This window comes from Hymenobacter montanus (assembly GCF_014699115.1).
GTDB lineage: Bacteria > Bacteroidota > Bacteroidia > Cytophagales > Hymenobacteraceae > Hymenobacter > Hymenobacter montanus.
On sequence record NZ_JACXAD010000020.1, the window covers coordinates 1 to 13,696 of the forward strand.

The following is a 13,696-nucleotide window of genomic DNA, read 5'->3' on the forward strand; positions in this document are numbered from 1 at the left end:
ACCAGGCCTGCGCGGCCCTGCTAAGAGCGGTGGCGCACGTAACCGCGGAGCCTTCGCCAGCCGGTTAAGTGAGTCGGCCCGCCGTACCCGACCGCCAGGGCGGGGCACGACGGGCCGGCGCGGGCCGCGGCGAAGCGCGAGCTAAATCGCCACGTTGGGGCGAGGTAGCTCGTTGTAGTTGAGGAAGGCATTACTTTCCTCTTTGATGCGCTCGCGGGGCAGGCCATCCTTTACACCTTGCGAGATTTTGCGCACGAGCACGCCCACGATGGCCTTGCGGAAGCCGAGCTTCTCGGCCATCATGATGCAAAATTCCATCTCGGTTTCGTCGACCACGCCATCGGCGAGCATCATGTCGACCAAGTCGAAAATTTGGTCAAATCGTTCGGAGTCGGTGGTGGGGAGGTCGTTGCTAGCCCCTTTCGCGCCGGATACCAAGGCCTTTACCTCGGAGGATCCGATGCCGTTTTTCTTGCCTACGGCCAGTATAAAGTTCATTTCTCGAGCATCGATGTGACCATCGGCTTTCGCCAGGGCCGCGAGGTTTAGTAGATGGCTCTTGATTTTCTTGGACTGGTCATTCTCAAAAAAGCCGAACATAAGAGGTAGGAATTAACGAGTGAGGGATAGATGATGAGCCCTTAGGCCGATGCAGGCAGGTAAGTTATACTGAAAACCGGCTAGTTGTTCTTTAGGGCCTACGTGAGATGTAAAAAAAAGATAACCTCTACGCTACCGAATATTTGGGAAAGGGGGAGCGGGTTTGCATTCGTTTCGCCAACTTTGCGGGGTTTGGGCGCCACCGGAGTGTCCGCTTGCTCATAAGAAAGGTCAAATGAAGAGAATAGGAGTATTTACCAGTGGCGGCGATTCGCCGGGCATGAACGCGGCCATTCGGGCGGTGGTGCGCACGGCGACGTATCACGGTATTGAAGTATACGGCATTATGCGCGGCTACAGCGGCATGATTAAGGGGGAGTTCGTGCGCTTGGATTCAGCCTCGGTATCGAACACCGTGCAGAAAGGCGGCACCATCCTGAAATCGGCCCGCAGCCAGAAGTTTATGACCAAGGAAGGCCGTCAACAGGCTTTCGACCAGCTCGTGAACCATGGCATTGAGGGCCTGGTGGCCATCGGCGGCAACGGCACGTTTACCGGGGCCATGATTTTTGAGGAGGAGTTCGGCATTCCGACCGTGGGAGCGCCGGGCACCATCGACAACGACCTGTTTGGCACCGACTACACTATTGGCTACGATACGGCCGTGAACACGGCCCTGGAGTGCATCGATAAAATCCGCGATACGGCCGACTCGCACGACCGCTGCTTTTTTGTGGAAGTAATGGGCCGGGACTCCGGCTACATCGCCATCCCGTGCGCCATCGGCGGCGGCGCCGAAATCGTGATGATTCCGGAAACCCAGATGAGTGTGGACGTCGTCATCGAAACCCTGCAATCGGGCTGGCGCCGCTCCAAAACTTCTTTTATCGTCATCGTGGCCGAAGGGGAAGAGGAAGGCAACGCCACGCACACGGCCGCCCGCGTGAAGGAGGCCATTCCGCAGCTCGACACCCGCGTTACGGTTATTGGGCACATTCAGCGCGGTGGTTCCCCCACGGCCGCCGACCGCTTGCTGGGCTCCCAAATCGGCATCGCCGCCGTGGAAGGGCTCATGAACGGGATGCGGAACGTAATGGCCGGCATTGTCGATCGAAAGCTGGTATACACCCCGTTCGTGGATACCATCAACAAGAAAAAGCTGATCAACCAGAGCTTCATGCGGATGGTGGAAATTCTGTCGGTTTAAGTAGCCGGTCAAAAGTGATGGTATAGAAAAGCGGTCATGCTGAGCATGGCGTTCTAATGAGCATGGCGTTCTAAGGGGCATTTTAGCAAAAGCCAAACACGTTCTAAGGCTACACACCGGAAGAACAATATCCCGCTGAGCCGGCGTCCGGAGAGTCACGGCCGGGCGTTCTATTTTATTGCCTACTTGCCTAGCTCTACCCATTGGTACGCCGCGTCGCGCCGCAGCCACGTGAGCTGACGCTTGGCGTACCGGCGCGTGTTCCGTTGCAGCAGACGTACGGCTTCGGCCCAGTCGTAGGCGCCGTCGAGGTAGCCGAATATTTCCTGGTAGCCCACCGTTTGCAGGGCGTGGTGGTGGCGATACGGGAGCAAGCCCCGTACTTCCTCAAGTAAGCCGGCCGCCAGCATGTGCTCCACCCGTTGGTTGATGCGTTCGTACAGCTCGGCGCGCTCGCGGGTGAGGGCCACTTTTACCGTGCGAAAGAGCGGGTCTGGGGGGGAGGGTTCGTGGGTGTGGAAGCTGGAGAATGGCCGGCCCGTAGCGCGGGTAATTTCCAGGGCTCGCACCACGCGCTGGGGGTTCTGGCGGTCGATGCGGGCGTGGGCCACGGGGTCGGTGGCGGCTAGCTCGGCCACCAGGTGGGGCAGGCCGTGGGCGGCCAGCTCGGCGTGCAGCCGGGCCCGAATTTCGGGAGGTACGGCGGGCAGCTCGTCGAGCCCATCGGTTACGGCTTGCACGTAAAGGCCCGAGCCCCCGGTGAGAATAACCAGCGGGTATTGCTGAAACAGGGTCGTGAGCACCGCCCGGCAGTCGGTAGCAAAGCGGCCGGCGCTGTAATCCTCGCCGATGCTGTGGCTGTCGATGAAGTGATGGGGCACCCCTTGCATCTCGGCCGGCGTCGGCTTGGCCGTGCCAATGCTCAGCTCCCGGAAAAACTGGCGCGAGTCGGCCGAGACAATTTCGGTCTGGAAATGCTGGGCCAGCTGCACGCACAAGGCCGTTTTACCCACGGCGGTGGGGCCGGCAATGGTGAGCAGCACCGGCCGGGGGTCGGCGGCGGTGGGCCCAAGAGGGGGAAGCTGGGAGCTTAACTCTGGAATGGACATGAGGCGAACTGTTGGGGTGGGGGACCTTACCCACCTTTCATCTTCAATGCTTAGGGGCGAGGAGCTCCTGATACAATTTCAGGAGTACCTGCTCTTCGTGCTGCCAGCTGAGCTGGTGGCGCGCCCGGCGGCAGTTGGCGGCCAGGTGCTGGTAGCGGGCGGGCTCGTCGCGCAGCAGGCGGTTGAGTGCCGCCGCCAAGGTGGCCGGGTGCAGGTCGGCCACCAGCTCGGCCACGTCGAACTGGTCATTCAGGGCCCGGTATTCGGGGAAGTCGATGAGCACCTGCGGGATACCAGCGTGGACGTAGTCGAAGAACTTGTTAGCCAGAGAATAGTAGTAGCTCAGGCCAATGTTTTCCAGCAGCATGATGCCCACGGCCGCGTGGCGGGTTACCTCGCGCAGCGCTTCCGGTAGCACGAAGCCGCGGAACTCTACCTGCCCTACCGGGTCCGAGCCCGAAGCCAGCAGCCCTAGTTCGGCGGCCTGGGCCCGCAAAGCCGCCGACAAGTCGCCTTCACCGCAAATGACCAGCCGGCCGGCCACCTGGGGCATGGCTTGGAGCAGGCTCTCCAGGCCGCGGCCCACGTTCAGGGCCCCTTGGTAGAGCAGGTAGCCGCCCGAGGGGGGCGGCGGCTCCGACCCGGTGGGCGGTCCGGGTTCGGGCTCGCGCAGGCGGCTCACGTTGCGTACCACCGCGAAGGGCCGCCCGTAGCGCTGCTCAAACACCTGCGCCAGGGCCGGACCCACGGTGTAGGCCAAGTGGGCACGGGGCACGATGAAGCGCTCCACTGCGCGCCACAAGCGCTGCACGGCCGGCCGGGCCACTACTTCGGGCACTTCCGTAAACAGCTCGTGGGCGTCGTACACGAAGGGCTGGCCGCCGAGCCGGGCCCGCAGCCACACGGGCAGGGCCGTGTCGAGGTCGGCGGCGCACCAGGCGGCGGCTTTTTGCCCCAGCAGGTAGAAAAACAGCCGCAGGTTATATTCCAGATAGAAAAGCTTGCCCCGCTGGAACCATCCGCGCAAGCGGTGCTGCTGGTAGGGCTGCGGGGTGAGGGGCGGGGAGGTGGGGCGCTGCCAGCCCACCAGTTGTACCTGATAGCCAGCGGTGGCCAGGCTGCCGCAGATACGTTGCATGCGCTGGTCGAAACACAGGTCGGTGGTGACGGCGAAGAGCAGCCGCCCGGGAGAATTGGGCAAAAGTCAGAGAGCGTAAACCGCCGGAAAGCAGATGCACATTATTTATTTTAGCCAAATTTACGCTCGAGCTCGTTGGTCAGACGGCTATCTTAGCAGGAATATTCGCAGAATACTACATTGGCTATGACTCTTACGCCTTCCTCCTCGGTCGTTTCCTCGGGCCAACCGGCTGCTCCGCCCCTGGGCTCGGTGCTCGACCAGCTGGGGCAGGTGTACGCCCTGCTCGACGTGCAGGGAATCGTTTTGGATACCAACGAAGCCCTGCTGACCATGGCCGGCTACTCCCGCGAGCAGGTGGTGGGGCAGCCCTTCTTCGAGCTGTTTACGCCAGCGCGAGAGCGCGCCGCCCAACGGCAGGAGTACCTCGACTTCGTGGCGCACGGCGCCCTGGCCCCGAGCTACGAGCGCACCTTGGTGACGAACGGGGGCCGCCCGCGCCAGGTGCATTGGCGGGCCGGGTTCACGCGCGACGCGGCGGGGGCCGTCACGGGCGTGTGGATGGCCGGCCAGGAGCCCAGCCGCCGCCTGACCAGCCCCGCGCTCGACGGCGACAGCACGCACTTGCAGGAATTTCTTGACAACGCCCAGGACTTGGTGCAGCACCTGAGTGCCGACAACAGCTTTCTGTTCGTGAACAAGGCCTGGAAAGAAAAGCTGGGGTATACCGACGCCGAGCTGACTACCCGCACCCTGGCCGATGTGGTACACCCGTACTACAAGGCCAAACTGCTCTATCAGCTGCGCAACCTCTACGACGGCGAGCCGGTGAACAAGGTCGAAACCGTGTTTTTAACCAACTTAGGCCGGCCCGTGCACCTGATTGGGAGCATGAGCGTGGTGCGGGAGCAGGGCCAGCCGGTGAGCAGCCGCGCCATTCTGCACGACATCACGGACCGGATTAAAGCGGAGCGCCTGCAGAAGGTTTATTACAGCATCGCCAACCTGGCCATTAGCGCCAAGGACCTGCCCAGCCTCTACGGGGCCATTCACCGCGAGCTGAGCAAGATCATCGAGACCAGCAACTTATTCATTGCCCTGTGCGACGACGCGCGCACCCAGATGCAGTACGTTTACCACGTCGACCAGCATCCGCAGCACCGGCCCCAGAGCCCGCTGCCGTTTGCGCTGGGCGTGGCGGAGTACATTATTGCCGGGGGGCAGCCCCGCTACCTTACTCACTCCGACTATCAGCAGCTGATTGAGAATGGGACTATTACCGCCTACGGCCTGGTGCCGGAGGTGATGCTGGCTTCGCCCCTGAGCATTGGCGACCGCATTATTGGCGTGCTGGCCGTGCAGGACTACAGCCGCGCCGATGCCTACACGCCCAGCGACCTCGACGTGCTGCATTTTATTTCCAACCAAGTAGCCCTGGCCATCGAGCGCAAGCGCAATGAAGAACAGATTGGCAAGCAAACGGCCCGGCTGAATGCCATTTTTGAAAGCGGCACGCACGTGATGTGGACGGTGAACACCCAGGGCCAGCTGATGAACTTCAACCGCAACTACGCGGCCCTGTTTCTGCGGCGCAACGGCTTTTACCCCGTGCGGGGCATCAACCTGTGGGAGTTCGACCTGGCCCACATGCCGAAGGCCGAGCGCGACATCTTTCTCCAGTACTACGACGCCGCGGCCCAGGGCCACGCTCAACGCTTTGAGATGCGCCTGCGCGACGCCCGGGGCTTCGACTTGTGGACCGACATCCACCTCAACCCCATTTATCTGGGCGACGGCTCGTTTGATGAAATCTCGGCCATTGCCCACGACATTACCGAGCAGAAGCGCGCCCAGCTGGCCCTGGAGGCTCAGGAGGAGAAATTTCGCTCCATCTTTGAGTCGTTCCAGGACATCTACTACCGCACCGACGAGCACGGCATCGTCACTATTGTCAGCCCCTCGGTGCGCGAAGTGTTGGGCTACGAGCCCGAAGAAGTACTGGGCCAGCCGGTGGTGAACTTTTACGTCGACCCCCAGGAGCGGGTCCGGGCCGACGCCGAAGCCCGGCGCAACGGCGGGCTGCGCAACTTCGAGACCCAGATGTGGCACAAGGACGGCTATCCGGTGAGCATGCTCGTGAATGCCCGCCTCGTGCACGGCAACGAGTATATGTTCAGCACGGAGGGCATTGGCCGTGACGTGACCGAAATTCGGCAAATGCAGGACGACCTGCGCCAGGCCAAGGACGCGGCCGAAGCCGCGCTCGAAGCCAAAACCCAATTTCTGGCCAACATGAGCCATGAGCTGCGCACGCCCATGAACGGCATCATCGGCATGATAGACCTGCTCGACCAAACGGTGGAGACAGAGGAGCAGATCGACTACGTGGATACGCTGCGCAAAAGCAGCGACGCGCTGCTGACCATCTTGAACGACATCCTGGACTTGTCGAAAATTCAGGCCGGCAAGCTCCAGATCCACGAAACAGCCCTGGAGCTGCGGGCCGTGATGGAGCGCATCCGGGCCCTGTTCATCTACCGGGCCGAGCAGAAGAACCTCCGCTTTACCTACCACATCACCCCGCACACGCCGCGCTACGTGGTGACCGACGAAGTGCGCCTGCTGCAAATTCTGTCCAACCTGGTCGCCAACGCCATCAAGTTTACCAACGAGGGCACCGTGGCCATCATCGTGTCGAGCGTGAGCACCGACGGCCGGGTGCACACGCTGCGCTTCGCGGTGCAGGATTCGGGAATCGGTATTTCGAGCGATAACGCGAGTCTGCTCTTTACCAATTTCACTCAGCTCGACACCACCCCCAGCAAGGCCTACGGGGGCACGGGGCTGGGCCTGAGCATCAGCCGCCAGCTGGCCGAGTTGCTGGGCGGCGAGATTGGGGTACTCTCCGACGAGGGCGAAGGCAGTGTGTTCTGGTTCACCATCTGCGTGCGCGAAGCCCGCCCGGAAGACCTGCCCAGCGTGGCCCCGGTTGGTGAGCCCGAGCCCGAGCCCTTCGCGATTTCCCCCCGCGTGCTGCTCGTCGACGACAACGCCATCAACCAGAAGGTTGGCCAGCGGCTGCTCACCAAGCTGGGCTGCCAGGTGGAAGTGGCCGGCGGCGGCCCCGAAGCCATTCGCATGGCCACCACCCCGGGCGGAGGCTACCACATTATTTTCATGGACATTCAGATGCCCGACATGGACGGCGTGGCGGCGACGGCCGAGATTCGCCGCCTGCTGGGCCCTGCCTGCCCCCCGGTGGTGGCCATGACGGCCTACTCGATGCAGGAAGATGCCGGCCGCTTTATGCGCCAGGGGCTCGACGACTATGTAGGCAAGCCCGTGAAAAGCCGCCTGCTCTACGAGGTGCTCGACCGCTGGCTGCGCCCGCTGCTGGGCCGGGCCGGCGCCCAACCGCCCGTGGCCGAGCCAGTCGAAAACCCCGAAAACCCCGCCGAGCCAGTGGCCGCGCCAGCTCCAGCCGCGCCCCTGCCAGTCGTGCCGCAGTCCGCCGAGCCAACGCTGGACGAGGGCGTCCTGCTTCAGCTCGTGGCGTTGGGCGGGCCGGAATTTACGGCCGAGCTCTATCAGGAGTTCGAGCAAGAAGCCGGTAGCCTGCTCGGCGATGCCGCTCGGGAGGTTGCCGAAGGCAACTTTCGAGGCTTGCTGCCCATGCTCCACCAGCTTAAGGGTACCGCCGCCACCTTGGGCGGCGTAGCCCTGGCCGCGCAGGCCCGGCGGCTCGAGCATCAGTTCAAAGAAGGATATTTAGAAGAAGGTCCTGCGGGGTTTCAACTTCTGGAATATTACTTTGCGCAGTTCGTTGCCGAATACCCCAGTGCCGTTGCCCGAGCTACTAATGCTCCAGCTGTCTGATGACGGCGCTTTTCTTTTAATCTACCCTATGTCACCACTCTTTAATCCCATGACCATGTCCGCCGACTCCCCAGCCAAAACCATCCTTATTGCCGAAGACAGCTCGGTTATTCTCAACCTCACCCGTAAAATTCTCGAATTGCAGAAGTACAAGATTGTACTGGCCAAGAACGGCGGCGAAGTCATGAAGCAATTAGAAAATAATCCTGTTGACTGCGTGTTGATGGATATTAATATTCCTATCAAGGATGGAATGCAGTGCACCCGCGAGATTCGCGCCCACGCTGATGCGAAAATTAACGCCCTGCCCGTTATTGCCATCACGGGCAACGCCAACAACTATTCGATGGAACAGTTTCGGGAGGCTGGCGTAACCGACTACCTGCCCAAACCGCTCGACTTTGATGCCCTGGTGCGCGTGGTGAGGCAGTACGTGAGCTAGTTGAGCAGCCAGGAGGAACAAGCGCGGAGGCCGTCCGTCCGGGCCGATAGCTTTGGTTCCGGTCCACGGAGCTAGCTTGGGGCTTTACGGCGTAAGCCAGCCTTATTGGCTCCTGCGTTTTACCTCCTGGCTTTCACTTTCTGATCGACATGCAAGTAACGTTTTTAGGTACTGGTACTTCTTCCGGGGTGCCGATGATTGGCTGCACCTGCGAGGTATGCCGCTCGCTCGACCACCGCGACCAGCGGCTGCGGGTGTCGGTTCACCTGGCCATCGGGGAGCGCAGCTTCGTTGTTGACTCGGGCCCGGATTTCCGCCAGCAGATGCTGCGCGCCCGGATTACCCACCTCGACGCGTTGCTTTTCACTCACGAGCACAAGGACCACACCGCCGGCCTTGACGATATTCGGGCCTTTAATTTCCGCCAGCAGATGGACATGCCGGTGTTCGGCGAGCCCCGCGTATTGGAGCAACTGCAGCGGGAGTTTTCCTATATTTTCGCCGAGCATAAATACCCGGGCGTGCCCCGCGTTATTCTGCATCCCATTGAGCGCGACGACGAGCCGTTTGAGGTGTTGGGCGTGGCCGTACAGCCCCTGCGGGCCCTGCACCACAAGCTGCCCGTGCTGGGCTTCCGCATCGGAGGGTTCTGCTACCTCACCGATGCCAACCACATCGGTCCCGAAACCCAGGCGCAGCTGCGCGATGCCGACGTTATCGTGCTGAATGCGTTGCGACGTGAGCCGCATATTTCGCACTTCACGCTGGCTCAGGCCATTGAGGTACTGACCGAGGCCAAGCCCAAACGGGCTTTTCTCACGCACATCAGCCACCAAATGGGCCGGCATCACGACGTGGAAGCCGAGCTGCCGCCCTGGATTCGGCTGGCGTACGACGGGCTGAAGCTGGAGGTGTAGCACCCATATCACAGGCGGCGGCCCCACCAAAGCTCAGAATGAGTAGCCCCGCCCTGCCACGACGCCGCGCCGGCAACACCCTGTTCGTGCTTCTATCCCGCGCCTATGCACACCAATTACTACTTCCTGCGCCAACTGGCTTCGGCCCTCACCGAGCGGCTGCGCGGCTACCGCGTGGCCGTGTGCTTCTCGCAGGAAAAAGACGAGCTGGTAATTGGCCTGGCCAACGGCACCGCCGAATTTTGGCTGAAGGCTCAGCTGGGGGCAGCCTTCCCGGCGCTGGCCCTGCCCGAAACCTTCCAGCGGGCCCGGGCCAACTCCGTAGATCTATTTCCGGATTTGCTGGGCCAGCAAGTTGAGACCATCGCCGCCTGGCCGCAGGACCGGGTGCTGCAAGTGAATTTCCGGAGGGGGGCCCGCTTGCTGCTTAAGCTCTACGGCCCGCGCCCAAACGCCATTTTCCGAACCGCGCCGGACGCCCCCGCCCAGCTTTTTCAGCAAAAGCTGCTGGCCGACGGCACCCTGTGCCCCGTATTTGCCCTGCCCGCGCCATCCATCCCATTCGCGCCATCTATCCCGCCCGCGCCGTCCACAAAATCCGACCAATCCGAAAAATCCGAGCGAATCCGTGGTTCAGATCCCGGCAAGCTCCCGCCCCCGCTGGCGGACCTGCCCGCCCGCTACCTGCGCCTGAACGGCTACGACCCGGCCCCACCCGAAACCAAAACCCGGCTGGTGAACCAAGTGCTGGCCCAGCTGGAAAAGCCGCCTCACTATTACCTGCTGCGGCTCGACGGCCGCACCCGGCTCAGCCTGCTGCCCCTGGGCGAGGTGCTGGCAACGCTCCCCGGCGACGACCCCGTCGGGGCGTTGCGCCAGTTCATGCCCCTGGCCCTGAGTCGCCGCGCCCTGGAGCAGGAAACCAAGCAACTGCGCCAACTGCTGGAGCGCCGCGCCGCCGAAGCCGGCACGGCGGCGGCCCACGCCCGGCGGCGCCTGCACGCCCTGGCCCACGAGGGCGGCTACCGCCACACCGCCGACCTCATCATGGCGCACCTGCACGCCATTCCCGCCGGGGCGACCCAGGTTGAGGTGCTGGATTTCTACACGAACCAGCCCCGGCTCATCAAGTTAAAACCCACCGAAAAGCCGCAGCGCACGGCCGAAAACCTCTACCGCAAAGGCAAAAACCAGCAAATTGAGGAGCGCCAGCTCACCGAGCGCGTTGCTCGGCGCGAAGCCGAAGCCCTCACGGCCCTGGAGCGCCTCGAAGAGCTCGACACCCTGCCGGCCCTGGCCGAGCTGCGCGGCCTGCGGGCCTGGCGTAAGCAGCACGGCCTCGACCCGGTGCCTACCGCCGCTAAAGCAGCTGCCGAGTTGCCATTCAAGGTATTTGAAGACCGGGGGTTCACCATTCTCGTGGGGCGGAATGCGGCCAACAATGACCTCCTGACCCAGAAGTACGCCCATAAGGACGACCTCTGGCTGCACGCCAAGGACGTCACCGGCTCGCACGTCGTCATCCGGCACCGGGCCGGGCAGCCGGTGCCCGAGCCGGTGGTGGAGCACGCCGCTATGCTGGCCGGCTGGTATTCCCGCCGTCAGCACGACTCGCTGTGCCCGGTGACGGTGACGCCCAAAAAATTCGTACGCAAGCCCAAAGGAGCCTTGCCCGGCCAAGTCGTGGTGGAGCGGGAGCGGGTAGTGCTGGTAAAACCCGGCAACCCCTTCGACACCCCGTAGCCGCTTTTGCGGCGCCCTGTTCAAGGAGCACGCGGCCAACCTAGTGCACGGAATTCCGTGCGGCCATTCTGGCAGGGCCCGGGCCCTCAGCAATAAGGCCCGCTCCGGGTTAACGGAACGGGCCTTAGTTGTTTGCGTGCGCGCGGGGAGATTCGAACTCCCACACCCGAAGGCACCACCCCCTCAAGATGGCGTGTCTACCAGTTTCACCACGTGCGCAAAAAGAGCAACTAAACCGGGCAATTCGGCCGAAACCGGCTTCGCTGAGGCGGCGAAGCGGGTGCAAAGATAGCCCATGCATTTGGGCCACACAACCATCAAAGTGCCTTTTTCATCAATTCTCCACCATTCGGTACCTTACCTTGCACATCCGTAGGGCGATACGGAATAATTTTCCCTAAACGACTCCCAGCCATGAATCCCTCTGAAATTCCTTCGAATGACTCTTTTTTTGGCCGTTTCGCCGAGCGCATCACCAAGTTTTCGGGCTCTACGGCCGCCTTTGTCGGGGCGGCGGGCACGGTGGTAGTGTGGGCGGCAACGGGGCCGTTATTTCATTACTCTGAAACGTGGCAGCTGGTCATCAACACGGGCACTACCATCATCACCTTCTTGATGGTATTCCTCATTCAGCGGGCCCAAAATAAGGATTCTCTGGTGTTGCACCTTAAGCTGAACGAGCTGATTGCCGCCACACGGGGAGCCAGTAACCGTCTCATCAATGCCCAGGATTTTTCAGAGAAGGAAATCGCAACCCTGCACAACTTCTACTGCCGGCTGGTTGAGTTGGCCAAGCAAGACGCCGATCTGGGCAAAACGCACTCCGTGGAAGAAGCCGAGGATAATCACAGCGAGAAGCTGGCTGCGCATGAGGAATGAGGGGCCTTTCGATTCACTGAAAGCAAGAGTGGGCTTAATGCCTGGAGTGCGCAATTCGCACAACTCAAGCATCAAGCCCACTCTTCGAAACCAGTAACTCGTTTGCTTATTCAGCCTGAATGAGCGGCGAGTCCACCACGTGTTCCGACACAAACCACACTTGCATCTCATTGGTGCGGATGAGCTGGCTCACGATGAGGTCGTTGGTGCCATCGTCGCCGCTCTTGTCGGCTTTGTCAGCGTAGTCATGGCAGTTTTCCAGCAGAATGCGGTGGCCGTCGAGCAGGCGCGATACCTGCACCGGCGCTTCCTCGCGGTCGCGCGGCACCCGGGGAATGCTGCTCAGCTCGGCTACGTCGTGGGCCATCGCCACGGCTACGCCCCCCAGAATTTGAATGCGCTCGGCAATGGCGTCGACCAGGATGGCTTGCTCTTCGTAGTGCTTGTCGAACAGTAGATGTAGCTGATAGAAAGTAGGCCCGACCACTTGCCAATGGTGTTTTTTGTACATGTCGCGCAGCGTAATGGTGTCGGCCAGCAGTTGGTTAAGCATGGTCACGCTTTCCTGGCGGGTGGCTTCCTCCAGGCCGATGGGCAGGCGCTGGCTCACGGTGCCGTAGCGCTGGGTGGGGGAGGGGGCGTGCTGCTGCTGGTTCAGGCGCGGCTGAATATCGACGACGGCGTTGCTGCCCACGCCTTTGCCGACGTTGCCGCCGGCAATGCTTTTGCCGTTGCTGCTGGCGCCGGCCGCGGTTTTCTTGGCGGCCGGAGCCGGGGCGTTCTTGAGGGCTGCGCCTTTGGGGGCCGTAGCTTTGGCGATGGATGCCATAGGTATGAAAAACGAGTGAAGTGAGAAAAAGCAACCGAAACAATTCGGTGCCGAAGAGGCTATTCTTGCGTACGTAAAGCACTACGCCGGGTTAATCGCCCCGCCCTGATTTTCCTACATGATTACCCCCACCAACCCCCCGCCCCCCGCCGGCTCGCACCCCGAGCACCACTCGACCAGCTCGGCCATGCTGCAAGACATCGTAATTGGCTTATCCGATGGGCTCACAGTGCCGTTCGCCCTGGCGGCGGGCTTGAGCGGGGCCGTGACTTCGTCGGGCCTGGTGATAACGGCCGGGCTGGCCGAAATCGTGGCCGGCAGCATTGCCATGGGCCTGGGTGGCTACCTGGCGGGCCGCACCGAAGTAGAGCACTACGAGGCCGAGCAGGCCCGCGAGCGCCGCGAAGTGCGTGAGGTGCCCGACGTCGAGCGGGCCGAAGTAGACGAGCTGCTGGCCGAGATGGGCCTTTCCGAAGGCACCCGCCGCCAGGCCGTGGCCGAACTCACAGCCGACCCCGAGCAGTGGGTGAAGTTCATGATGAAGTACGAGTTGGGCCTGGAGGAGCCCGACCCCAAGCAGGCCCCTAAAAGCGCGGCTACTATCAGCACGGCCTACGCCCTGGGCGGGCTGATTCCGCTTAGTGCCTACTTCTTCACGGCTACTCCGGCGCAGGGGCTGGCGTGGTCGGCGGCCATCACGCTGGTATGCCTGCTGGTGTTTGGTTTTTTCAAGAGCCGCCTGACGGGGCAACCGGCCGCCGCGGGGGCCATCCGAATGGCCGTCGTGGGTGCCCTGGCCGCCGCCGCGGCTTTCGGGGTAGCGCGGCTGGCGCGGGGGTAAGAAGCTATTAGTGTTAGAACTCAGAACCTAGAACAGGGATTTAAGTCCTAAGCCGGTTCCTTTCTTCAGTCTAAGTTCTAGTTCTGAGTTCTCCGTTCTAAGTTCTAACGCAGGA

Annotated in this window: 11 protein-coding genes and 1 tRNA gene; 7 read left to right on the forward strand and 5 right to left on the reverse strand. The window is 62.0% G+C overall.

From position 1 onward, the window contains the following. Positions 1-141 precede the first annotated feature (141 nt). A complete protein-coding gene (locus IC235_RS16305) occupies positions 142-600 on the reverse strand; it encodes a tellurite resistance TerB family protein (RefSeq protein WP_191006263.1) in 459 nt (152 codons plus the stop codon). A 235-nt stretch (positions 601-835) separates the two neighbouring features. On the opposite strand from IC235_RS16305, the gene pfkA reads away from it, so the two are divergent. Next, entirely contained in the window at positions 836-1,807 is a 972-nt protein-coding gene (gene pfkA / locus IC235_RS16310) for a 6-phosphofructokinase (protein ID WP_191006264.1), read from the forward strand. Between the two features lie 182 nt (positions 1,808-1,989). Here the strand turns inward: pfkA and miaA are convergent, their stop codons facing one another. Next, on the reverse strand, positions 1,990-2,916 hold the full coding sequence (miaA, locus tag IC235_RS16315) for a tRNA (adenosine(37)-N6)-dimethylallyltransferase MiaA (protein WP_191006265.1): 927 nt from the start codon (positions 2,914-2,916) through the stop codon (positions 1,990-1,992). Positions 2,917-2,959: 43 nt separating this feature from the next. Further along, positions 2,960-4,117 carry a glycosyltransferase gene (locus tag IC235_RS16320; RefSeq protein WP_191006266.1) on the reverse strand — a complete coding sequence of 386 codons (1,158 nt, stop codon included), beginning with the start codon at positions 4,115-4,117 and terminating at the stop codon, positions 2,960-2,962. Between the two features lie 123 nt (positions 4,118-4,240). On the opposite strand from IC235_RS16320, the gene IC235_RS16325 reads away from it, so the two are divergent. The 4 genes from IC235_RS16325 (at position 4,241) to IC235_RS16340 (ending at position 11,032) form a co-directional block, all read left to right on the forward strand. Beyond that, on the forward strand, positions 4,241-7,930 hold the full coding sequence (locus tag IC235_RS16325) for a PAS domain S-box protein (protein ID WP_191006267.1): 3,690 nt from the start codon (positions 4,241-4,243) through the stop codon (positions 7,928-7,930). Positions 7,931-7,958: 28 nt separating this feature from the next. Then, on the forward strand, positions 7,959-8,372 hold the full coding sequence (locus tag IC235_RS16330) for a response regulator (RefSeq protein ID WP_223847362.1): 414 nt from the start codon (positions 7,959-7,961) through the stop codon (positions 8,370-8,372). 149 nt (positions 8,373-8,521) lie between these two features. Continuing rightward, complete coding sequence (locus IC235_RS16335) at positions 8,522-9,289, forward strand: MBL fold metallo-hydrolase (RefSeq protein WP_191006268.1); 768 nt, start codon at positions 8,522-8,524, stop codon at positions 9,287-9,289. Between the two features lie 105 nt (positions 9,290-9,394). Continuing rightward, positions 9,395-11,032: an NFACT RNA binding domain-containing protein gene (locus tag IC235_RS16340; RefSeq protein WP_191006269.1), complete on the forward strand. Its 1,638-nt coding sequence runs from the start codon at positions 9,395-9,397 to the stop codon at positions 11,030-11,032. 137 nt (positions 11,033-11,169) lie between these two features. Here IC235_RS16340 and IC235_RS16345 read toward each other — a convergent pair. After that, positions 11,170-11,251, reverse strand: a tRNA-Leu gene (locus IC235_RS16345). Positions 11,252-11,446: 195 nt separating this feature from the next. Here IC235_RS16345 and IC235_RS16350 point away from each other — a divergent pair. Then, positions 11,447-11,911: a low affinity iron permease family protein gene (locus tag IC235_RS16350; RefSeq protein WP_191006270.1), complete on the forward strand. Its 465-nt coding sequence runs from the start codon at positions 11,447-11,449 to the stop codon at positions 11,909-11,911. A 106-nt stretch (positions 11,912-12,017) separates the two neighbouring features. Here IC235_RS16350 and IC235_RS16355 read toward each other — a convergent pair whose 3' ends face one another. Beyond that, complete coding sequence (locus tag IC235_RS16355; RefSeq protein WP_191006271.1) at positions 12,018-12,740, reverse strand: Dps family protein; 723 nt, start codon at positions 12,738-12,740, stop codon at positions 12,018-12,020. Positions 12,741-12,858: 118 nt separating this feature from the next. On the opposite strand from IC235_RS16355, the gene IC235_RS16360 reads away from it, so the two are divergent. Further along, the gene (locus tag IC235_RS16360; protein ID WP_191006272.1) at positions 12,859-13,581 is read left to right on the forward strand and encodes a VIT1/CCC1 transporter family protein; all 723 of its coding nucleotides are present in this window, start codon (positions 12,859-12,861) and stop codon (positions 13,579-13,581) included. The last annotated feature ends 115 nt before the right edge of the window (positions 13,582-13,696 follow it).

What these genes read in the sequence shown, in the direction of transcription:
- pfkA (WP_191006264.1), top strand. Translation starts at nt 836, where the DNA reads ATGAAGAGAATAGGAGTATTTACCAGTGGCGGCGATTCGCCGGGCATG.
- IC235_RS16360 (WP_191006272.1), top strand. Translation starts at nt 12,859, where the DNA reads ATGATTACCCCCACCAACCCCCCGCCCCCCGCCGGCTCGCACCCCGAG.
- IC235_RS16350 (WP_191006270.1), top strand. Translation starts at nt 11,447, where the DNA reads ATGAATCCCTCTGAAATTCCTTCGAATGACTCTTTTTTTGGCCGTTTC.
- IC235_RS16305 (WP_191006263.1), bottom strand. Translation starts at nt 600, where the DNA reads ATGTTCGGCTTTTTTGAGAATGACCAGTCCAAGAAAATCAAGAGCCAT.
- IC235_RS16355 (WP_191006271.1), bottom strand. Translation starts at nt 12,740, where the DNA reads ATGGCATCCATCGCCAAAGCTACGGCCCCCAAAGGCGCAGCCCTCAAG.
- IC235_RS16330 (WP_223847362.1), top strand. Translation starts at nt 7,959, where the DNA reads ATGTCACCACTCTTTAATCCCATGACCATGTCCGCCGACTCCCCAGCC.
- IC235_RS16335 (WP_191006268.1), top strand. Translation starts at nt 8,522, where the DNA reads ATGCAAGTAACGTTTTTAGGTACTGGTACTTCTTCCGGGGTGCCGATG.
- IC235_RS16340 (WP_191006269.1), top strand. Translation starts at nt 9,395, where the DNA reads ATGCACACCAATTACTACTTCCTGCGCCAACTGGCTTCGGCCCTCACC.
- miaA (WP_191006265.1), bottom strand. Translation starts at nt 2,916, where the DNA reads ATGTCCATTCCAGAGTTAAGCTCCCAGCTTCCCCCTCTTGGGCCCACC.
- IC235_RS16325 (WP_191006267.1), top strand. Translation starts at nt 4,241, where the DNA reads ATGACTCTTACGCCTTCCTCCTCGGTCGTTTCCTCGGGCCAACCGGCT.